This window comes from Rheinheimera sp. NSM, from assembly GCF_052380015.1.
Classification (GTDB): Bacteria; Pseudomonadota; Gammaproteobacteria; order Enterobacterales; family Alteromonadaceae; genus Alishewanella.
This window is the reverse complement of sequence record NZ_JBQTCI010000006.1, coordinates 143,740-165,170: the sequence shown is the minus strand read 5'-3', so window position 1 is coordinate 165,170 and position 21,431 is coordinate 143,740. Positions and strand designations below refer to the sequence as shown.

Annotated in this window: 19 protein-coding genes; 9 read left to right on the top strand and 10 right to left on the bottom strand. The window is 51.2% G+C overall.

The window, feature by feature from the left end; all coding sequences use genetic code 11:
* The first annotated feature begins 14 nt into the window (after positions 1-14).
* On the top strand, positions 15-752 hold the full coding sequence (locus ACTZWV_RS16575; protein WP_444787603.1) for an enoyl-CoA hydratase-related protein: 738 nt from the start codon (positions 15-17) through the stop codon (positions 750-752).
* On the opposite strand, the gene ACTZWV_RS16570 is transcribed toward ACTZWV_RS16575, so the two are convergent.
* On the bottom strand, positions 749-1,192 hold the full coding sequence (locus tag ACTZWV_RS16570) for a hypothetical protein (RefSeq protein WP_444787602.1): 444 nt from the start codon (positions 1,190-1,192) through the stop codon (positions 749-751). The genes ACTZWV_RS16575 and ACTZWV_RS16570 overlap by 4 nt on opposite strands.
* Positions 1,193-1,298: 106 nt before the next feature.
* Positions 1,299-2,273, bottom strand: a complete 975-nt coding sequence (gene cysK, locus ACTZWV_RS16565; RefSeq protein ID WP_444787601.1) for a cysteine synthase A — start codon at positions 2,271-2,273, stop codon at positions 1,299-1,301.
* A gap of 133 nt (positions 2,274-2,406) precedes the next feature.
* Between cysK and ACTZWV_RS16560 the strand changes: the two genes are divergently transcribed.
* From ACTZWV_RS16560 to ACTZWV_RS16550, 3 genes are all read left to right on the top strand, one after another.
* Positions 2,407-3,252, top strand: coding sequence for an AAA family ATPase (locus ACTZWV_RS16560; RefSeq protein WP_444787600.1), 846 nt, complete (start codon positions 2,407-2,409; stop codon positions 3,250-3,252).
* A gap of 184 nt (positions 3,253-3,436) precedes the next feature.
* Positions 3,437-4,606: a vWA domain-containing protein gene (locus ACTZWV_RS16555; protein WP_444787599.1), complete on the top strand. Its 1,170-nt coding sequence runs from the start codon at positions 3,437-3,439 to the stop codon at positions 4,604-4,606.
* An 84-nt stretch (positions 4,607-4,690) separates the two neighbouring features.
* The gene (locus ACTZWV_RS16550) at positions 4,691-5,926 is read left to right on the top strand and encodes an EAL and HDOD domain-containing protein (RefSeq protein WP_444787598.1); all 1,236 of its coding nucleotides are present in this window, start codon (positions 4,691-4,693) and stop codon (positions 5,924-5,926) included.
* Between the two features lie 59 nt (positions 5,927-5,985).
* Here the strand turns inward: ACTZWV_RS16550 and rimO are convergent, their stop codons facing one another.
* The gene (gene rimO / locus ACTZWV_RS16545) at positions 5,986-7,389 is read right to left on the bottom strand and encodes a 30S ribosomal protein S12 methylthiotransferase RimO (protein ID WP_444787597.1); all 1,404 of its coding nucleotides are present in this window, start codon (positions 7,387-7,389) and stop codon (positions 5,986-5,988) included.
* A 190-nt stretch (positions 7,390-7,579) separates the two neighbouring features.
* Here rimO and ahr point away from each other — a divergent pair, with 190 nt between their 5' ends.
* Positions 7,580-8,581: an NADPH-dependent aldehyde reductase Ahr gene (gene ahr, locus ACTZWV_RS16540; RefSeq protein WP_444787596.1), complete on the top strand. Its 1,002-nt coding sequence runs from the start codon at positions 7,580-7,582 to the stop codon at positions 8,579-8,581.
* A 60-nt stretch (positions 8,582-8,641) separates the two neighbouring features.
* Here the strand turns inward: ahr and ACTZWV_RS16535 are convergent, their stop codons facing one another.
* Entirely contained in the window at positions 8,642-9,154 is a 513-nt protein-coding gene (locus ACTZWV_RS16535) for a DUF1993 domain-containing protein (RefSeq protein WP_444787595.1), read from the bottom strand.
* Between the two features lie 200 nt (positions 9,155-9,354).
* Between ACTZWV_RS16535 and ACTZWV_RS16530 the strand changes: the two genes are divergently transcribed.
* Positions 9,355-10,989, top strand: a complete 1,635-nt coding sequence (locus ACTZWV_RS16530) for a response regulator (protein WP_444787594.1) — start codon at positions 9,355-9,357, stop codon at positions 10,987-10,989.
* A 19-nt stretch (positions 10,990-11,008) separates the two neighbouring features.
* Here the strand turns inward: ACTZWV_RS16530 and ylqF are convergent, their stop codons facing one another.
* From ylqF to ACTZWV_RS16505, 5 genes are all read right to left on the bottom strand, one after another.
* Positions 11,009-11,944, bottom strand: coding sequence for a ribosome biogenesis GTPase YlqF (gene ylqF / locus ACTZWV_RS16525; protein WP_444787593.1), 936 nt, complete (start codon positions 11,942-11,944; stop codon positions 11,009-11,011).
* A 120-nt stretch (positions 11,945-12,064) separates the two neighbouring features.
* On the bottom strand, positions 12,065-12,346 hold the full coding sequence (locus ACTZWV_RS16520) for a hypothetical protein (protein ID WP_444787592.1): 282 nt from the start codon (positions 12,344-12,346) through the stop codon (positions 12,065-12,067).
* Between the two features lie 144 nt (positions 12,347-12,490).
* The gene (locus ACTZWV_RS16515; protein WP_444787591.1) at positions 12,491-13,561 is read right to left on the bottom strand and encodes a CsiV family protein; all 1,071 of its coding nucleotides are present in this window, start codon (positions 13,559-13,561) and stop codon (positions 12,491-12,493) included.
* Positions 13,558-17,034, bottom strand: coding sequence for a transcription-repair coupling factor (gene mfd, locus ACTZWV_RS16510; protein WP_444787590.1), 3,477 nt, complete (start codon positions 17,032-17,034; stop codon positions 13,558-13,560). The genes ACTZWV_RS16515 and mfd overlap by 4 nt, the downstream gene beginning before the upstream one ends.
* A 47-nt stretch (positions 17,035-17,081) precedes the next feature.
* On the bottom strand, positions 17,082-17,693 hold the full coding sequence (locus tag ACTZWV_RS16505; RefSeq protein WP_444787589.1) for a PilZ domain-containing protein: 612 nt from the start codon (positions 17,691-17,693) through the stop codon (positions 17,082-17,084).
* A gap of 96 nt (positions 17,694-17,789) precedes the next feature.
* Here ACTZWV_RS16505 and ACTZWV_RS16500 point away from each other — a divergent pair, with 96 nt between their 5' ends.
* Genes ACTZWV_RS16500 through ACTZWV_RS16490 form a run of 3 tightly spaced genes read left to right on the top strand, consistent with a single transcriptional unit; the run spans position 17,790 to position 20,896 of the window.
* Entirely contained in the window at positions 17,790-18,989 is a 1,200-nt protein-coding gene (locus ACTZWV_RS16500) for a lipoprotein-releasing ABC transporter permease subunit (RefSeq protein ID WP_444787588.1), read from the top strand.
* Positions 18,982-19,665 (top strand): lipoprotein-releasing ABC transporter ATP-binding protein LolD, encoded by a 684-nt coding sequence (gene lolD / locus ACTZWV_RS16495; protein WP_444787587.1) that lies wholly within the window; start codon positions 18,982-18,984, stop codon positions 19,663-19,665. The genes ACTZWV_RS16500 and lolD overlap by 8 nt, the downstream gene beginning before the upstream one ends.
* On the top strand, positions 19,658-20,896 hold the full coding sequence (locus tag ACTZWV_RS16490) for a lipoprotein-releasing ABC transporter permease subunit (RefSeq protein WP_444787586.1): 1,239 nt from the start codon (positions 19,658-19,660) through the stop codon (positions 20,894-20,896). Before lolD ends, ACTZWV_RS16490 begins: the two co-directional genes overlap by 8 nt.
* On the opposite strand, the gene ACTZWV_RS16485 is transcribed toward ACTZWV_RS16490, so the two are convergent.
* Positions 20,893-21,420 carry a DUF2062 domain-containing protein gene (locus tag ACTZWV_RS16485; RefSeq protein WP_444787585.1) on the bottom strand — a complete coding sequence of 176 codons (528 nt, stop codon included), beginning with the start codon at positions 21,418-21,420 and terminating at the stop codon, positions 20,893-20,895. The genes ACTZWV_RS16490 and ACTZWV_RS16485 overlap by 4 nt on opposite strands.
* Positions 21,421-21,431 lie beyond the last annotated feature (11 nt).

Here is a 21,431-nt window from a genome sequence, read left to right as displayed (position 1 = left end):
TAACAAGGATAAGCATGAGTGATATTGTACTGCAGCGCCACAACAGCGTGCTGCAAATCAGCCTGAACCGGCCGGCGAAGAAAAATGCCTTAAGCCAGCAGATGTACCGCGAGCTGACCGCCGCCCTTGCGCAGGCGGCGACAGACAACAGTATTCATGTGGTATTGCTGCAGGGCAGTGCCGACTGTTTCAGTGCCGGTAATGATTTACAGGATTTTCTCGGTGCCGGTGAATTAAATGCACAGCACCCGACGGTGCAGTTTCTGTATCAGCTGGCACAGTTTCCCAAGCCGTTAGTGGCCGCCGTAGCGGGGTTAGCCATTGGTATCGGCACTACCGCTTTGCTGCATTGTGATCTGGTGTACGCCGCCGATAACAGCCGTTTTCAGCTGCCGTTTACCAAACTGGGTTTATGCCCGGAAGCCGGCTCCAGCGTGTTGTTGCCCAATGTGGCCGGTTATCAGCGCGCGGCACAGTATTTATTGCTCGGTGAAGCCTTTGACGCCGCGCAGGCACAGCAGATGGGGCTGGTAAATCAGGTAGTAAGCCAGGATGCGGTGATGGCCTTAGCGCTGGAGAAAGCCACTGCGTTGGCGGCCTTGCCGGCAGATGCGGTACAAAGCAGCAAGGCACTGCTCAAGGTGCAGCAGAGCCTGACTTTGCAAACCATTGCTAATGAATTGGTCGAATTTCAGCGTTTGTTAAACGGGGCTGAGTGTCAGCAGCGCATAGCGGCGTTTTTTCAGCGCTAACGGGCGCTGCTGGCGAACTTATCCACTTTAACGGCCTGTACTACCCAGCGGCTGCCATCTTTAACCATTTCGACTACCCGCAGCTCGTCAACCTGTTTACCGTCGTGCTGGCCGGTAAGCAACAAGGTAATATCGGCGCGGTTATCATATTGCTCGCGTAAATTGCCGCCACTGCGGTTTACGCGAATATCCACCTGTTCAAATGACATATTCATTAAGGTGCGGCCAACCTGGCGCACAGTGCCATAGGATTCCATTAAGTCTGCGTAGTCTTTGGTGCACAGTTGTTTGGCTTTATTCAGATCTTTTTCATTGTACAAGGCATGAAAAAACTCGGTTGCTATGTACTCCGGCGTACCCCACTGGGCGTTAACTTTAGGGCTATCGTCGCCGCAAGCAGCCAACAACAGGAACAGCGGTAGCAAAAAATATAGCTTCATCGGTACAATCCGGTTAGTAAATACGCTCCTCAGTGTGGAACCTTTTGCCCGCGCTGTAAAGTAAAAGGGCTGCATAAGCAGCCCTTTATTATAGCTAAGCGCTTGATTAAGGCTGTAATTCCTGTTCGGTAAACACTTCGGTAAATAACGGGCTGGTTAAATAACGCTCGGCGGCGCTGGCCAGAATTACCACGATATTTTTACCGGCATTTTCCGGTTTTGCGGCCAGGCGCTGGGCGGCGACCAGGGCGGCACCGGAGGAAATACCGGCCAGAATGCCTTCTTCGCGCATCAAACGATGGGCGCCGGCAATGGCTTCGTCGCTGGTAACGCGCTCCACTTCATCCACCAGAGCTAAATCGAGGTTACCCGGAATAAAGCCGGCACCAATACCCTGAATTTTGTGTGGGCCGGGCTTTAACTCTTCACCGGCTTTGGCCTGAGTGATCACCGGCGATTCTGCCGGCTCTACGGCCACGCTTAACAGCGGCAGCTTTTTCTCTTGTTTCAGATAGCGGCTGACACCGGTAATAGTACCGCCGGTGCCAACACCAGCAACGAAAATATCGACCTTGCCGTCTAAGTCATTAAAAATTTCCGGCCCGGTGGTATCAAAGTGAATTTGCGGGTTAGCCGGGTTTTCAAACTGGCCTAAAATTAAATACTTATCCGGGTCAGATGCCTGAATTTCTTTGGCTTTTTCAATGGCGCCCTTCATGCCCTTAGGGCCTTCGGTCAGCACTAAATTGGCACCTAACGCTTTTAACAGCTTGCGTCGCTCTAAGCTCATGGTGGCCGGCATGGTCAGTGTAAGCTTATAGCCACGGCTGGCCGCAACAAACGCCAGCGCAATACCGGTGTTACCGGAGGTAGGCTCGACAATTTCTTTATCAGCCGTTAAGGTACCTTTTTTCTCGGCATCCCAAATCAATGCAGCGCCCAGGCGGCATTTTACGCTGAAGCTGGGGTTACGTGCTTCAATTTTGGCGTAGACATTAGCGCCGCCTTCAATAGTCCGGTTTAATTTGACCAGCGGGGTGCGGCCGATAGACAATGAGTTGTCTGCATAGACGTTTGCCATAAAAAAACTCCGTTTACGATAAATTGGTTATAAGAATACGCCAGCGTGGCAAAAATTACAGTAGCTTTTGGCTATAAGATATTACATTTCACCACAAGCCTGACGGGCTTCACAATAAGAGTAGAGGGTAGTAATGGCCTTTGTAAGCACAGATAATTATATCGTGTCTGATGAACTGGCATTAGCGGTAAATGCCGCAGTAACGCTGGAAAAACCGCTGCTGATAAAAGGCGAGCCGGGCACCGGTAAAACGCGGCTGGCAGAGGAGCTGGCGGCAAGCCTTGGCACAGAGCTTATTCAGTGGCATGTTAAATCTACCACCAAGGCACAGCACGGCCTGTACGAGTACGATGCGGTGTCGCGCTTGCGTGACAGCCAGTTGGGCAGTGACAAGGTGCACGATATCAATAACTATATCCGGCCGGGTAAATTGTGGCAGGCGTTTACTGCTGCTAAACGCCCGGTACTGCTGATAGACGAAATAGATAAAGCCGATATTGAGTTTCCCAACGATTTACTGCACGAGCTGGACCGGATGGCGTTTTACGTGCACGAAACCGGCGAGCAAATAAGCGCGGTTGAACGGCCAATTGTGATTATTACCTCAAATAACGAAAAAGAACTGCCGGATGCTTTTTTGCGTCGCTGCTTTTTTCACTATATCCGCTTTCCGGATGCCGATACCTTGCGCGCCATTGTCGCTGTGCATTACCCGCAGATCCAACAGCAGCTGTTAAGCACAGCGCTGGAGGTGTTTTTTGAGCTGCGTGAGCTGCCAGGCTTAAAGAAAAAGCCGTCGACGTCTGAGCTGCTCGACTGGTTAAAGTTATTGCTGGCCGAAGATATTCCGCCAGAGGTATTAACCGACAAGCAGCAAAAAGGCGGCTTAATGCCAATGTTTGGCGCGCTGCTGAAAAATGAGCAGGATGTGGCGCTGGTAGAGAAATTGGCGTTTTTGGCAAAAAGACAGGGCAGATAAGAGTGGCATACGCTGAATTGATAGAGCGGGTTCTGTGCTGCCTCCTGGCTCGACTGCAATACTCCTTTTGGCTCGTCGCAGCAACTCGCTTCGGCTGGCGCCTGCGCTCAGACACTCTGCGCCGACCAAAACGAGTTTCCAGTCTCACCCTGATATATGAGCAAGCCAGACTGCGGAACTTGCCATGCTAATCGATTTCTTTTTTACTTTGCGCAAATACGGCTTAAAAACCAGCATTACCGAACTGCTGGATTTACTTAATGCGCTGAAACAGCAAGTGATCTTTGCTGACACTGAAGCTTTTTATCAGCTGTCCAGGCTGTGTCTGGTAAAAGATGAAACCCAATACGATAAATTCGACCGCGCCTTTGCTGAGTACTTTGAGGGGGTAGCAGAGGTGGACATCGCCGCCAGCATACCGCCGGAGTGGCTGGTGCCTGAAGTGCTGCGCAAACTCAGCGATGAAGATAAAGCCAAACTGCAAGCCATGGGTGGCCTTGATAAACTGCTGCAAACCCTGCGAGAGCGCTTGGCTGAACAGCAAAAAAAACACAGCGGCGGCAATAAATGGATTGGCACCGGCGGCACCTCACCCTTTGGCGCTTACGGTTATAACCCCGAAGGCGTGCGCATAGGGCAGCAGGGCAGCGGTGCGCGCCGTGCGGTAAAGGTGTGGGATAAGCGCGAGTTTAAAGACCTGGACACCGACAGTGAGCTTAACAACCGCAGTATAAAGCTGGCACTAAAACAGCTGCGTAAATTCGCCCGCAGTGGGGCAGAGACCGAGCTGGATTTACACGGCACTATTCAGGCCACGTCAGAGCAGGCTGGTTGGCTCGATTTACGCTTTATGCGCGAGCGGCACAACGCCATTAAACTGCTGGTGTTTTTTGATGTTGGCGGCTCAATGGATGACCATATAGAACAATGCCAGAAACTGTTTGCCGCTGTTAAAAGCGAATTTAAACATCTGGAATTTTTCTATTTTCATAACTGCGTGTACGAAGGTGTGTGGCGCGATAATAAACGCCGTTACACTGAGCAAATTAAAACTGACGATATTATTCACACCTACGCCAGTGACTATAAGCTGATTTTCGTCGGTGACGCCACTATGGGGCCGTACGAGATTGACTACCCGGGCGGCAGTGTCGAGCATTTTAACGAGCTGCCGGGCAAGGTATGGCTACAACGTCTGCTGGCGCAGTATCCCAAAGCAGTGTGGCTCAACCCCCAACCGCAGCAGTGGTGGGGGCATTATTATTCTATCGGCATGATAGAGCAGCTGATGCAAAAACGTATGTATGCTCTGACGCTGGAGGGCTTGGGGGGAGCAATAAAGGCGTTATTATAATAACCGGCGTGCTGCTGGACAGCATGCCGGTGTGGCTTTATATTGGCCGCGTTTATCTGAATTGTATTGTGGTAAGGACAGGATTTGACCCGCCAAAGCATGGAAACCGACAAAAGCACTGCTATCCAACAAGTGTATGCTGCCCAGCCCATTTTTGACCGTAAGCAAAAACGCTATGCCATTACCTTGCTTAACCGTAGTGGCGCCGGTGTCAGCGCTTTGCTGCTGAGTGATGCCGCGCTCAGCGACGCTCAGTTACAGCAGTTGTGCAGTGATATCAGCGCGCAAAGTGCTGTATATAAGGCGCCGCTGTTTGTTGCCGTGGCGGTTGACTTTATCTTATCAGGCCGCGCTTTGCCGCTGGAGCCGGACACTGTTGTGCTGGAGCCGGTTATTCCGCCGCAGCCGGATGCAGCCTATATTGCCGCGCTCAGAGTGTTGAAGCAGCAGGGCTTTCGGCTGGCACTGCATGACGTTGCGCTGACAGAGGTTGCACAGCAGCTGTTGCCGTTGGCTGATATTGTCCGGCTGGATGTATTAAACAGCAACCTGGCCGATACAGAGCGCTATAAAACGCAGTTTGGCCGGCCAGGCTTATTATGGTTGGCCGAGCGGGTAGAAACGGATGAGCAGTTCGCTATTTTTAAAGCGCTGGGCTGTGATTTATTTCAGGGCTATTTTTTAACCAAATCGCTGCTGGTGGCCGGCAAAAAAATTGAACCCGGCGCACTTAAAGTAGCAGAGATTATCAGCTGTTTGTTTGCCGCCGAGCCGGATATTGCTCAGTTGTCGGCACTGCTGAAAAATGAACCCAATATAGTGATGGGGCTGCTGAAAATTGCCAACAGCCCGCTGTACCGCAGAACGCGTGAAGTAGGCTCAATTAAAGAAACTGTGACCCGGCTTGGCCTGGAACTGACCCGAAAATGGTTGCTGATGTGCGCAGTGCTTAGCGGTACTTCACCGGCGGCAGCAATAACGGTATTAACCCGGGCTTATACGGCACAACATATAGCGCAGCAGTGGCAACTCGGTGCCGTGCAATGCCAACAGTACTTTTTGGCGGCGCTGATCTCCGGCACAGATCTGCTGTTTGATATCCCGTCAGAGCTGTTTTTACGCCATGTTAATCTGCATAAAGACATTAAAGCTGCGATTAAAGGTAACCGCGGCCGCATGGCCGGTGCATTGGCTATAGTGCGTAGTATAGAGCGTGGCTATGCGCTGAAGCTGGCAGCCAGTGATGCTGAGCTGCCTTATATAGCGCTGTATAACCAGCAACTGTCTGATGTGCAGCAGCGCTTGCTGACACTGGAGTAGTTAACCGCACAGACAGACAAAAGGCAGCCTAAGCTGCCTTTTTCACTTAACTACAACCGTTATTCAACCAACGAGGCCCACAGGTCATATTCATCGGCTTCTTCGACCACGGCATCGATAATATCGCCAGGTTTAACCGCGGTTAAACCGTTTAAGTATACAGCACCGTCAATTTCCGGCGCATCGGCGTGGCTGCGGCCAATGGCGCCTTCGTCGTCTACTTCGTCAATCAGCACCTTAATGGTTTTGCCGATTTTCGCTTGTAGCCGTGCACTGCTGATCGCTTGCTGGGTTTGCATAAAGCGATGGTAACGCTCTTCCATTACTTCTTCTGTTACCGGGTCTGGCAAGTCGTTAGCTTTGGCGCCCTCTACCGGGCTGTATTTAAAGCAGCCCACGCGGTCCAGTTGTGCTTCCTGTAACCAGTCGAGCAGTATTTGGAAGTCTTCTTCCGTTTCCCCCGGAAAGCCGACAATAAAGGTGGAGCGGATGGTTAACTCAGGACAAATCTCGCGCCATTTTTTAATCCGCTCTAATACGCGGTCGGCCTGGCCCGGGCGTTTCATCAGCTTTAAAATCCGCGGGCTGGCATGCTGAAACGGGATATCTAAATACGGCAGTACCTTACCCTGTGCCATCAGCGGGATAATGTCATCGACATGCGGGTAAGGGTATACATAATGCAAGCGCACCCAAATACCCATCTCGCCTAAGGCTTCACACAGTGACTGCATCGAGGTTTTTACCGGTGAGCCGTTCCAAAAACCGGTTCGGTGTTTTACGTCAACACCATAGGCGCTGGTGTCTTGCGAGATGATCAGCAGCTCTTTTACGCCGGCATTTTTCAGCCGCTGGGCTTCATCCAGTACTTCACCTACCGGGCGGCTGACTAAATCGCCGCGCATGGACGGAATAATGCAGAAGGTACAACGATGGTTACAGCCTTCAGAGATTTTCAAATAAGCATAATGCTTGGGCGTTAGTTTAACGCCATGGTCCGGCACCAGCATGGTAAAGGGGTCGTATTTGGGCTTAGGTACAAATTCATGCACCTGCTTTAATACGTTTTCATAGCTGTGCGGCCCGGTAATGCCCAATACATTCGGGTGTACCTGGCGGATTTCATCTTCGCGCGCACCCAAACAGCCGGTGACAATCACTTTGCCGTTTTCGGCCAAGGCTTCGCCAATAGTATCTAACGACTCCTGCACCGCAGAGTCGATAAAACCACAGGTGTTAACAATAACCAGCTGAGCATCGTCGTAGCTGGGTACTATGTTGTAACCTTCGCTTTTCAGTTGGGTAAGAATACGCTCTGAGTCGACGAGGTTTTTCGGGCAGCCCAATGACACAAAACCTATGGTGTTACCTTTACCGGCACCGGCTTTAGCCTGCTCTGCTAAGGCTTTGGCAGGAGTGTCCAGAGTGGTGGTTTGTGTCGGGTCAAAGGTTTGTACTGTCATAGTGTCTCTTAAAGTTGGCCGGGCCGGAAAAAAGTCGGCGGATTATACCTGAAAGCTGCGCAAGAAACAGGCCTTGCTGTACAAATAGTGAGCGCCTTGCGGTTATTTCCGGGCGGGCGCACAGATCTGGTCAATACTGTTAGCTGTATAGCTACACAAAGTGCTACACCGTAACCTTGCAGGAGAGAATATGATTAACGCTTACGCCGCACCGGAAGCTAATGCCAAGCTGGTGCCTTGGCAATATGAGCCCGGGGAACTTGGCCGCGATGACGTGGAAATAGACGTCGATTACTGCGGCATCTGTCACTCAGATGTGTCAATGTTAAATAATGAATGGGGTATGTCGGCTTACCCACTGGTAGCCGGCCACGAAGTGGTGGGCCGTATCAGCGCGGTGGGCTCTGCTGTAAGCCATCTTAAAGCCGGTCAGGTGGTGGGTTTGGGCTGGCATTCAGATTACTGCAAAGTGTGCAGTAGCTGCGGCAGCGGCGACCATAACCTGTGCAATAAGGCGCAAGGCACCATAGTAGGCCGCCACGGTGGCTTCGCCGACAAAGTAAGGGCGAATGCTGCCAGCGTGGTGCCATTGCCGGATGGCATGGATGCGAAAACAGCCGGGCCGCTGTTCTGCGGCGGTATTACTGTATTTAACCCTCTGGTGCAGTTTGATATAAAACCCACCGATAAAGTGGCAGTAATCGGTATTGGTGGCCTTGGCCATATTGCGCTGCAGTTTCTGCGTGCCTGGGGCTGTGAAGTTACTGCTTTTACTTCCAGCGACAGTAAAGCCTCAGAAGCACAAGAGCTGGGTGCGCATCAGTGCATTAATTCACGCAGCAGTGCCGAAATTGAGCAGGCGGCAGGGCGCTTTGACTTTATTATTTCTACTGTCAATGTGGCGCTGGATTGGAATTTATACCTGTCGACATTAAAGCCCAAAGGCCGGTTGCACTTTGTTGGCGCCACGCTGGAGCCGCTGAACATCGGCGTATTTGGCCTGATTATGGCGCAGCGCTCTGTGTCTGGCTCACCGGTTGGCAGCCCGGCTACCATTGCCAAAATGCTTGAGTTTGCCGTGCAACACAATATTAAACCGGTAGTGGAAATGTTTAAGTTTGCGCAAATAAACGAGGCACTGGCGCATTTAAAAAGTGGTAAGGCACGTTACCGTATCGTGTTAGAACGCTAACACGGTTGACACCTGAAACAACAACGCCGGGTTATGACCCGGCGTTGTTGTTGTTGCTAATTAAACTTTATAAGGCATGGCACCAAGATAATCTTTTTTACCGACATCGACACCATTGTGGCGCAAGATGGCATAAGCGGTAGTGACATGGAAGTAGATGTTCGGCAGTACATGTTGCATTAAAAACTCTTCACCGGTTAAATATTTACCTTCCCAGCGCGGTTGGCTGATCTTCTGCGTGGCAGCGTTGGCAAAATCCGCTGCGCTAAACGTAGCCAAATAAGCCTGAGTGTCGCTGATACGTTGTTTTAACTCAGCCAGGGTGGTTTCATCATCAGCATGTTTTGGCGCGCTGTCTACTTTGTTGCTTAGCCTTGCTGCACCGAGCTTGGCCGTATCACAGGCAATTTGTACCTGGCGGGTCAGGTTAAACTGGTCCGGTGCCAGTCTGGAGTTTAACAGTACCGCCATCTCTACTTTTTTGCTGTCGGCAAAGGCGGCGCCTTTATCCAGTATATGCTGTAAATTTTGTAGCATTTTGCTCATTTGTACGATGCTGAGTTGATAAAACATAGTTTGGCCCTCTGGCTCGGTTGATAAAACGTCTGGTTGCTGAGTTTGGGGTGATGGCTGCGACTGACAATGGGGTCGGCGGATTATATTTTCGCGATGTTGCTTTTATCGCAGCTTGCTAATATAACTGATATTAACCTTAGTGCATTTATAGCCGTTGTCGCAGGGATGCAAAGTATGCTGATGGAACAAGTACGCTGATGGAACAAGAAGAACTTACCGCTTATGACAAGTTAAATGTACTGATTATTGATGATCAGATACTGGTACAAAACGTCATTAAATCGGCGTTACTTGAACTGGGCATCGTGAATATTAAATATGCCGAGAACTCTTATTATGCCCTGCGTTTATGCGAACAAACTCTGTTTCATGTGGTGATCTGCGCCTTTAATGTTAAAAGCGACAAAGACGGTTTTCATTTGCTCGAAGAGCTGAAGTTTAAGCGGTATGTCACTAAATGCACGGTATTAATTTTCCTCAGTGCGGAAACCAGTGAAGATTTGGTCAACAGCATTGTTGAGTTACAGCCGGATGATTTCTGGGTTAAACCGTTAAACAGTAAGCATGTGCAAACGCGACTGCCGGTGACACTGGAAGTAAAACGCACCTTGTTTAACGTGTATCAGGCGATTGATCGCCAGGATTACAGCAAGGCAGTGTATTTTGCCGAACGGCATTTGCTTAACCCAGCGCTGAGTAAATACCATCTGCAGATGAAGCGGTTAAAAGGCGAATGCCTGCTGAATTTGCGCGAGTTTGCCGACGCCGCGGTGTATTACGATACCTTACTGAAAAGCCATAAGCTGTCATGGGCTTATCTGGGCTATATCAAGGCTTTATTGCAACAAGATAAGCTGGCAGAAATTCAGACGCTGTTGCAGCAACTTACCGACAAAACCGACACGCGGTTTGCCACTTACGATATGCTGGCGCATTACTACATAGGTAAGCAAGACTATGAGCAGGCCTATGAAGAAATTAAAAAAGCCACACGGTTAGCGCCGCGTAACATTGAACGCAATAAACGCCTGCTGGATTTAGCACGGTTAAATCACGACCATATCGGCCAATATCAGGCCACTATTGCTATGGCCAAACATGCGAAAAACTCGATTCATGACTCGCCTTTGCTGCGGCTTAACGTGGTGCGTGCCGGCATCGATTATGCTACGACGCTGGATAAAGCCGATGCGGTAAAAGTGCTGAGCCAGTCTGATTTACTGCTAACTGAGTTGGAAAAACAGCTGCCGTTAGCGGCGCAATTAAAAGATCAACTGCTGGTGGTGCGGGCCAGGTTACATACGGCCCGCGAGGAGCGCAGCAAGGCTGAGGGTATTGTTGATAATCAGGTTAGCTTGCGGCCGGGTACCTCAGTAGAGGATAACCTGGATAAAGTGAAAGCCCTGCATGAGCTGGGCCGGCGTGAAGATGCGGTATCGTTGCTGGATGCGATTAAACGGCAAATTACCGGCACCGGCCTGACCAATCAGGTAGTGGGCAAATACATTGAACAGGAAGCCGCTGAGCGCAGTGCGGTGCACTTTACGCCGCAGCAGTTAAACCGGATGGCGGTGGAGTTTTTTAAACGCAATAAATTTCATGCGGCGCTGAATTCGTTAGAGCAGGCGTTTTCATTAACGCCGAATAATATGAGTGTGGCATTAAATATTCTAAAAGTGCTGGCGGCATTGCGTGGCCAGGAGGCGCTGGATGAGGGGCATATTGCGCTGGCGAAAACCCTGCTGCAGCAGCTGTCGCATGAACAGCTCGACAGCGAGCAACAGGACAAATTTGCCGAGTATCAGCAGTTGTTGAGTAACATTTTGGCGTAACAGTGCTCGGGACAGCTGCTTAGCGGTATTTTCGCTGTGCTTTGCGTTTGCGCTCGGCTTCACGCTCGGCTTTTTCCTTTGCTTTGGCGCCTTCTTCGGCTTTGGCGTCAATTTGCTCCTGGCTTACCATTTCCGGCGTTTCCAGCGTAATGGGGCCAAGGTTACCGGCGCGCAGTTCGGTGATTAAAATACTGCCGGCTTTTTCCAGATCGACGATACCGCCTTTGCGCATTGCGCCGCGCTTGATACCGATAGCATCCATTAACGCCAGGTCGTTCTGAGGTTGTTCGGTTAAGCCAAAGCGTTGCATGACCGCTTGCGGATAGCGTTGCAGCAGGTAATCTGCAGCGAACATAGCAATATCCGCGTAGTCGAACACGGTATCTTTAATCGCACCGGTTACGGCCAGGCGATAACCACAGGTAGGCGGGCTGAGTTTAGGCCAGAGAAAACCCGGCGTGTCGGTCAGGATCACATTGTTATCCAGCTTAATGCGCTGCTGCATCTTGGTAACGCCGGCTTCATTACCGGTTTTGGCAATGGTTCTGCCGGCCAGGGTATTAATTAAGGTAGATTTACCGACATTGGGAATGCCCATAATCATGGCGCGGGCACCGCGAATATCCAAATTACGCTGTGGCAGCATGTCGTTACACAGTTGCAGCAAGGCACGGATTTGCTCCGGGTTCTGCTGGCTGATAGGAATGGCCTTTACGCCGGACTGGGCATCAAAATGTTCAATCCAGCGCTTGGTTAATTCCGGGTCGGCTAAATCGGCTTTATTTAATACTTTAATACAGGGCGTATTGCCGCGTAGTTGCGGCACCAGCGGGTTTTCGCTGGAAAACGGAATACGGGCATCCAGCATTTCGATAATAATATCAACCTGCGGCATGACTTCGGCAATTTCTTTACGGGCTTTGTGCATATGGCCCGGAAACCAGTTAATCGACATCCGTTGCTAAACCTTAACGAGAATAAAATGAGCACAACAAGGTACCGGCTATATTAAGCCTTGTGACGCTGTGCAGAGTATGTGGGCGCTATAATAACGCAAAAATGGCAAAAGAGTGGGTTATTGCAGGATAAACTGATAAAAACTCAACAATGATAACGGTGCCAGAATGGCTGAATAGCAGGCTACGCCCGGCAAATTAATGATGCCTAAGCTGCGAAACAGTAACAACAACTGATATAAACCAAGCAAAGGTGGCAGAAAAGTAAGCCAAACGGTACCAACCAGGGCGGGAAACAGCCAGCCCAACACCGGACTGCAACTGGTTGCCAGTAATAACAACGCCAACAACAGCAAATACTGTTTCGGAGTAAACTCCGGCATTGGATTCAGCTCATTCATAATGGTCAGTGCTGCTCTGATACGGTACAGGTAATATAAGAAAATAACATGTTGTTTACCCGTACAGTTTTGTATAAAGATGTTAAAGACGGCAGAAGCTTAGGCACTTAACGCCGCTTTAGCAATAGTTTTATTCGAAAATTATCATTCCGTTAGCAAGTTAGCCTCAATATCTTCTGTCTGCGGTGGCTCAAACCGACGAATTTGCAACACTATGCCGAGGTAAGGGTGATCCAGATAGTGGATTTCGCCACTGATCACCCGCCGGCTTTGCCGCACATACACCGTTTGCAGTTTATCTTGCTGCGCCAGGCGCAAATTAAACTCGGTATTAACGAATAAGTAATGGTCTAAATGCAGTTTGAACAAGCCATCCAATTGCCATACCTGGTCCGGCAGGCTGGCTAACGCCGAACTGTTATTTGTGGCGACATCCAGCGGTGCTGCAGGTTGTTCAGGTAACTGGTTGTTGGCCGTTAATTGTTGCAACAATTGCTCAATATTGGTCAGTAGCTCATTTGTTGTGGCCGGGTTGTCGCTGCCGGCTGGCTCTGCTGCAGTAATTCCGGCGTTCAACACATCGGCTGGGTGGCGTGGCTGGCCCCAATAATCAAACTGAGTACTGAAGTTTTGTCCGGCAAACCAGCGGCTGGCAATGGCCCTGCGCTCTGTTACCGGCGCCTGGCGCCAACTGGTGTGCAACAGCAGTTTGTTACCGGGCTGGCGTTGAATTTTAGCGGCAATATCACCCAGCTGCAGTGCTTCAGCTTCGGCCAGATAGGGCACACTCTGGTGCACGGCGTCGCCGCTAATCACTACAGCGGTTTGCTGCGGATAAGGCACGGTGCTGATGGTTAAGCGCGGCTCAAACAAGTTACGCTGCTGCCAGGCTTCAGGCTGGGGTTCAAAAATACACAGCAGGTTGGCGGCTAATTGCGGCACGGCATATTCGATACTGAATTGCTGCGGTACAGGGCACAGCGGCAATTCAGCCAGCAGGTTTTTCAGTGGTGGCTGGTAGCGCGAAGTTAATAAATCAATAGCGCGACCGGGTTTAACCGGGGTAACCACTGTATCAAATTGCTCCTGCAGGGCGTTAGCAGGGGTTTGGCTGAAGATAATCATTTCCACTTCAAACCAGCGTTGTTCCCGGGCACTGACAGCGCTGCTCAGCATAGCTGCTGCCAGGCAACAAAATTTAATGGTGTTACTCATCTTTCTACCTTATGTCGGGCAAAGTCAGACAACATGTTGGCTATCAGGCTCAGGCGTTCTGCCGTGTCGTTCGAGGCAATAGTAAAACGCAACTTTTGCCCACCTTCGAGTTTGAATACCCGTGATTGTTTTTGGATCAGCTCAATAATATAACCCGGTGACACAGCGGTTTTCTCGCTGAATTCCACCACGCCGCCTTTATTGTTGGCTTCAATACGGCGAATTCCCAGCGCCTGGGCCTGTAGCTTAAACTCAGACAGCGCTACCAGATTTTTTGCCGCATCGGGTAATAAACCAAAGCGATCGATCAGTTCCACCTGCACTTCATCCAGCTCGTCGCTGCTTTGCGCCGAAGCCAGCTTTTTATAACAGGATAAGCGCAAATTGACATCCGGAATATAGCTGTCGGGCAGCAGGGCCGGTATGCGCAGTTCCATTTCGGTTTGCTGGCTTAGCATTGCATCCAGGCTGGGTTCGCGGCCGTTTTTCAATGCCTGCACCGCCTGTTCCAGCATATCCATGTATAAACTGAAACCGACCGATTCTATCTGGCCGCTTTGTTCATCACCTAATAATTCGCCGGCACCACGGATCTCTAAATCGTGCGTCGCCAGCGCAAACCCGGCGCCTAAGTCTTCCAGGCTGGCAATAGCCTCTAAGCGCTTTTGCGCGTCTTTCGTCAGCCGCTTCGGTGGCGGTGTTAACAAATAAGCATAAGCCTGGTGGTGCGAGCGGCCAACGCGGCCACGAAGTTGGTGTAACTGCGCCAGGCCAAAGTTGTCGGCGCGGTTAATCACGATAGTATTGGCAGTGGGCACGTCGATACCGGTCTCAATAATGGTAGAGCACAGCAATACATTAAAGCGCTGATGGTAAAAGTCCGACATAATTTGCTCAAGCTCGCGCTCGCGCATCTGGCCGTGCGCTATGCCTATCATGGCTTCGGGTAGCAATTCGGCTAAATCGGCGGCGGCTTTTTCAATAGAGGCAACATCGTTGTGCAAAAAGTACACCTGGCCGCCGCGCAGGATTTCACGCATTACCGCTTCCCGGATCAGGCCGTGTTCGTATTGCCGTACAAAGGTTTTTACTGCTAACCGCCGTGCCGGTGGCGTGGCAATAATGGATAAGTCGCGCATACCGGACATCGACATATTCAGCGTGCGCGGAATAGGCGTGGCGGTAAGGGTTAAAATATCGATGTTGGCACGCAGTGCTTTAACTTTTTCTTTTTGCCGTACACCAAAGCGGTGTTCTTCATCGACAATCAGCAAGCCTAGATCCTGCAGCTTGATATCGTCCTGCAGCAGTTTATGCGTGCCGATAAGGATGTCGACTTTACCGTTTTGTACATCGACCAAAATAGCTTTTTGCTGTTTCGGGCTGACAAAGCGCGACAGCACTTCTACCCGCACCGGCCAGTTGGCGAAGCGGTCTTTAAAATTGTCAAAATGCTGTTGTGCCAGCAGCGTGGTCGGCACCAGAATAGCTACTTGTTTACCGTCGTTTACCGCAACAAAGGCCGCGCGCATCGCCACTTCAGTTTTACCAAAGCCGACATCGCCGCAGACCAGCCGGTCCATTGGTTGCGGGCTTTGCATATCGCGCAATACGGCGTCTATAGCGTCTTGCTGATCAGCCGTTTCTTCAAACGGGAAGCTGTCGGCAAAGGCCAGATATTGCTGTTCATCCAGCGCAAAGGCATAACCCTGATGGGCGGCGCGTCTGGCATACACATCCAGCAGCTCGGCGGCGACATCACGCACTTTTTCTGCTGCTTTACGTCTGGATTTTTCCCAGCTGTCGTTGCCCAGCTTATGCAATGGTGCATGCTCGGTATCGCTGCCACTGTAGCGGCTTAGCAAATGCAGCGAGGTAACCGGCACATATAACTTACTGCTGCCGGCATATTCAATGCTGACAAACTCAGCAACGATGCCGGCGGCATCCAATAGCTGCAAGCCCTGATAGCGGCCGATACCGTGCTGTAAATGCACTACCGGCTGGCCCGGGCTTAACTCCGCCAGATTGCGGATCACGGTGTCTGACGACACCTGCTGGCTGCGTTTACGGCGCCGGCGTTGGCTTATTTTCTGGCCGAATAATTCGTTTTCGCTGATCAGCGCCAGTTTAGCCGGCTGCTGAATAAAGGCGCCTTGCTCCAGAGCGCCAACCACTATGCCAAGGTCGTCTTTGCTGTGGTTAAAAGCGTCTAAGTCATCAAATTGCGAAATATGGATGCCGGCTTTATGCAGCAGCTGCAGCAGGCTTTCGCGCCGGCCTTCACTTTCAACAAAAAACAGCGCACGGCCCTGTTGTTGCTTTAACTGTAAAATAAACTGCTGCAAGGCTTGCAGCGGGTTCTTCAGCTGGTGCTTAACGCTCAAGTCCGGCAAGGTGGCTAAATCGGCATTGGCCTGGCCGGCTTTTGCGCTCAGCTGAGCCTGGCTTAAGCGGATGCGACCATATTGCTTTAACCGCGCAAATAGTTGGTCTACCGGCAAATACAGTTCGGCCGGGCCAAGAATTGGCCGCAGCAGGTCGATGGCTCTGTCATCAAAGCGGCGTTTCAGCTCTAACCAGAACTTATCTGCACTGTGTTCAATATCACCTAACAGCAGACAGCGACTGTCGGCGGGTAAGTAATCAAATAAAGTGGCTGTTTTTTCGGTAAACAGCGGCAGATAGTACTCAATGCCGGCCGGCAGTATGCCCTGGCTAACCTGCTGGTACAGCGACTCTTTTTCATTGCGGGCAGCAAAGCGCTCGCGATAAGCCATGCGAAAACGCTCGATGGCCGCTTTGTCGGTTGGGAATTCGTGCGCCGGTAACAGCTCAATGTAGTTAACCTGCGCCAGGCTGCGTTGGTTGTCGGGGTCAAAGGTGCGGATACCGTCGACGTCGTTATCAAAAAAGTCGATACGGTACGGCGCGGTAGCCCCCATAGGGTACAGATCCAGTATAGAGCCGCGGGCGGAGAACTCGCCGTGCTCCATCACCTGGTCGACACTGCGGTAGCCGACTGCGGTTAACTGACGTTTCAGCGCGGCTAAATCAACCTGTTGGCCTTTTTTGATCAGAAAGCTGTTTTGTTCCAGATAATCGCGATGACATATACGCAGTAACAGCGTACTGACCGGTACTATCACCAAACCACGTTTTAGCCGTGGCAATTGATACAGGGTTTTTAAGCGCTGGGAAATAATATCCTGATGCGGAGAGAAAACGTCGTATGGCAGGGTTTCCCAATCGGGTAGCGAGAGCAACGGGCAATCTTCGCTTTGATAAAACACGCTTAATTCCTGCTCCAACCGCAACGCTGTCGGCGTGTCCGGCACCAGCAACAAATAAAGCGCCGCTTGTTGCTTTAACAGCTGCGCAATAGCCAGCGGCAGGGCAGCGCCCTGTAAATTGCCCCAATGTAACTGGTCGGCAGGTTGTTTCAGCTGTGGTAAAGAGGAGATCAGATCCATGTAAAACGACAAACCCTTAATAACACTTGAATACCGTAGTTGCCGGTTCAGCCCGGCGTAGTGTGTTGCCGCTGTCCGGCTTTTTGCTCAGCTTGTTGTTTTAACAGTTTGGACTGCTGATGCAAACTGGCCCGCACTATCAGCTCACGATCTTCGTCTCTGATGCAGGCAAATACAACCTTTATCTGCCATTTTTCTGCCTGTGGCTCACAGCTTAACACCTGGCCGTAGCAAAATACCGCGCCATCGTTGTTATCCAAAAACAGTTTTAATTCAACTATCTGCAGCGGTTGCAGCGGGTTGTCGGCTAAATAACAACAGCCGCTGCCACCATAACTTTGCGTAACAAAGCGCTGTGCGGCGTCATCTTGCTGGCGTAATACGTAGTGCAGCAGCATATCGATTTTACGCGCTTGTTGTTGCAGGTAATTCGCCAGCTCCTCTGCCAGGTCTCCCAGCCGGTGCAGTGAGCGCAGGGCTGAAGGGTTCAGGCCGCCGGCATCGGAGGCCAGTAAAAATGCCGGTGGAATAGCGGCTGTCAGCGCGGTTTTATCCGGCAAGGCTCCGCCAATGGCTTTAGCATTGATGCTGATACAGTGTTCAACGCTGAAATAGTCCTGATAGGCATCAGCTAACTGCTGTACTGTTAACTCATTCATGGCGCTACCTTTGCAAGCTGCTTGTCACGACAAACAATAATCTCTATCATCGTCGCCACTTTACCATCTAACGCAGGTCTTGTCCTGAAGAATAGGATGCAGTTACCAGTCAGCTTATTTATCGGCTTACGCTACAGCCAAAGCCGCAAGGGTAATGCCTTTATCTCCTTTATCACGCTGTTTTCTGTGGCCGGTATTTTCCTGGGCGTAATGGCGTTGACCATTGTCAGCTCGGTGATGAATGGTTTTGAAGGCGAGCTGAAAAAACGCATTTTGGGTGTGATCCCGCACTTAGTAGTGACCACTGCGGCAGAGCACCCGGATAACTGGCAACGCCAGGTATTGCAGCAGCCCGGCGTGGCGCAAATCAGCCCGTTTTTGCAAGCTGAAGCGCTGGTGCAATCACCCAGGCAACTCACCGGTGTGTTGCTGCAGGGTGTTACTACCGACGCTTTACCGGCTTTTATGCAACAAGCCTTAATGGTTGGCAGTTGGCAGCAGTTTGCGCAGCAGCGCTACGCTGTCGTGCTGGGCAGAGCGCTGGCAGAGCAGTTGGAGGTGTCTGTGGGTGATAAACTGCGCTTTATGCTGCCTCAGGCCGGCAGTTATACGCCGATGGGCTGGGTGCCGCGCCAGCGTTTATTTACTGTTAGCGGTATTTTAGATACCGGCTCAGATGTAGATAAACTGATAGCGGTAACGGCGTTGGAGGATTTGCGCCGTTTACTCAGCAGCACAGCGCAGCAACAACAGTGGCGGATAACGTTGGATGAGCCTTTTTCTGCCCCGCAGTTTGCGCAGCAGTTAGCAACCGACAGCAGCCTGCAGGTTCAGGACTGGCGCCAAAGCCACGGTAAATTGTTTGCCGCGGTAGCAATGGAAAAAGCCATGATGTGGCTGATGTTGTTACTGATAGTGGCCGTGGCCGCTTTTAACATTGTCTCGGCGCTGGTGATGATGGTGACCGACAAACAGGCTGAAATTGCCATTTTGAAAACCCTTGGCATGACAGATCAGCAATTGTTTAATGTGTTTGCGGTACAGGGGCTGAGCAACGGCATAGCCGGGGCTGTAGCGGGCGGCCTGGCCGGTGTGTTGTTGTGTTGGCAGTTAAACCCGCTGTTGGCGGCACTGGGCTTACAATTGGCGCCCGGCATCATTTTGCCGATAGATATTCAGTTTGATCAACTCGTGTTTATTTTGCTCAGTGCTGTTGCACTGACTGTGTTGGCGGTGTGGTATCCGGCCAAACGGGCTGTGGGCATTAATCCGGCGGACATTTTGCGTGATGAGTAATGTATTAACGGCAGAGAAAATCTGCAAAAGCTACCGTGATGGTCAGCAGGTTACCGATGTATTGCACGGCGTAGACCTGTGCATTAACCGCGGCGATATGCTGGCTATTGTCGGCAGTTCCGGCTCGGGTAAAAGTACCTTGCTGCATATTCTCGGTACCCTGGATCAAGCTGACAGCGGTGCGCTGAGTATTTTGGGTAAGGATATTAAGCAGCTGAGCGCCCAACAAAAAGCGGCGCTGCGCAATGAACAATTGGGATTTATCTATCAGTTTCACCATTTGCTGATGGATTTTACCGCACTGGAAAACGTGGCGATGCCGCTGTTAATCCGTGGTTTGTCGCAGGCTGCAGCGCAGCAACGTGCCGCTATTATGCTGGATAAAGTCGGCTTATCGCACCGCGCCGGCCATCGTCCGGCAGAACTCAGCGGCGGTGAGCGCCAGCGGGTTGCTATTGCCAGGGCTCTGGTGGGCGAGCCGGCGCTGGTGCTGGCTGATGAACCGACCGGTAATTTGGATCAACACACGGCTGAGTCGGTGTATCAGTTGCTGCGAAGCCTGAACCGTGAGCTGGGCACCAGTTTTATTGTGGTCACACATGATATGGAGCTGGCGTCAAAACTGGACAGCTACGTACTGATGCGGGCCGGCCACCTGGAGATGGCGCATGGCTAGTTTAGCCTGGCAACTGGCCCGGCGTTACCGCTCAACCCGGCACAGCAGCGGTTTTATCCGCTTTATTTCTGCCAGTTCTACCTCCGGCATTGCGCTGGGTGTGGCGATCTTAATATTAGCCCTGTCGGTAATGAATGGCTTTGAGCAAGCATTAAAACAGCGTTTGTTGTCGGTTATCCCGCATGTCGAGCTCGAAGCGGTGCAGCAAAGCATTCATGACTGGCAACGCAAACAACAGCAGTTTGCCAGCGTACCCGGTGTAGCCGCTGTAGCACCCTACATCAAAAGCAATGGTATGTTGCGCGTAGGCAGTAATGTTAAAGCCGCTGAAGTCAGAGGCATCGATATTGTGTCTGAGCGGCAGATCAGTGATTTCGCCAGCTATATCAGTGGCGGCCAGCTGGATAGTTTAAATGATGGCGAAGTGGTGCTGGGCCAGGGTATTGCCGATGCACTGCAGGTGGCTGTTGGTGACCAGGTGCAATTGTTGCTGCCGAAACTGACCGACGATGGCCGGCTTGCCAGCCACAGCACAGCGGCGTTAACGGTCACGGCAATAGTTGCTGTTGGCGGCCAGCTGGATTACAGCCACATTTGGCTGAATATGGCGAATTTGGCACAGTTGCTGGCGTTTGAGCCAGATGCTGTGCAGGGCTTTGCCTTTCGGATCAACGATATTTTTCAGGCGCCGCAGATGGCGAGGCAGTTGGGCCGGATGTCGGAGGATTATGTCTATATGCTCGACTGGTTTCGCAGCCAGGGCCATGTATATCAGGATATTCAGATGGTAAGAACCATTTTATATCTGGTGCTGGCACTGGTGATTGCGGTGGCCTGTTTTAATATTGTCGCTACCCTGGTGATGGCGGTGCGGGAAAAAGAAGGTGATATTGCTATTTTGCTCACTATGGGAGTATCGCCGGCCAGCGTAGTGCTGACCTTTATGTGGCTGGGCTGGCTTAATGGTTTAATTGGTGCGTTGATTGGTACAGTCGCCGGCGTGTTACTGGCCAGCTATATTGAACCGTTGTTTGCTTTTGTTACCTCGGTACTGGGCCATTCATTGCTAGACCCGAGTATCTATTTTATTAACTTTATTCCGTCTTTACTGCAATGGCAGGATGTGGCTTTAACTTTAGGCGTAGCCCTGTTGATGAGTTTGCTGGCAACCTTATACCCGGCATGGCGGGCCGCAAAAGTGCAACCGGCCATGGTATTGGGCCAGCATTAATGCGGTTTGCGCCGGCGTTTTAGTTTGCGTAGCAACTGTTCTTTTTTCACCGATAACCGCCACAGCCAGTCAATAACAAAGTAGCCTGCGACAGCAGAACAGGTTCCCATCAACAGACAACCGGTCAGGAATGGTTTGCCGATATTACTCAGGCTGTGCTGCAGCCAGGCCCAACTGGCTTCAAAGGCAAAGGGCTCCAGCGGTGTCCTAAGCACTACAGCGCCTACTAAATAACTGATATAAAACAGAATCGGCATAGTTAGCGGGTTAGTTATCCAGACTAACACCACTGATAACGGCAGGTTTACCCGCAATGGAATTGCCACCGCGGCAGAGGCGACCATTTGAAACGGTATCGGCATCCACGCAAAAAACAAGCCAACCGCAAAGGCGCCGCGGGCAGAGCGGCGGTTCAGGTGCCACAAATTACCATCGTGTAACAGCGAACCAAACAGCTTTAGCAGCTTTTGTTGCTTGATTTTTTCCGGCGATGGTAAATATTTCTTAATAAAGTTCTTTGGCATTACAACCTATT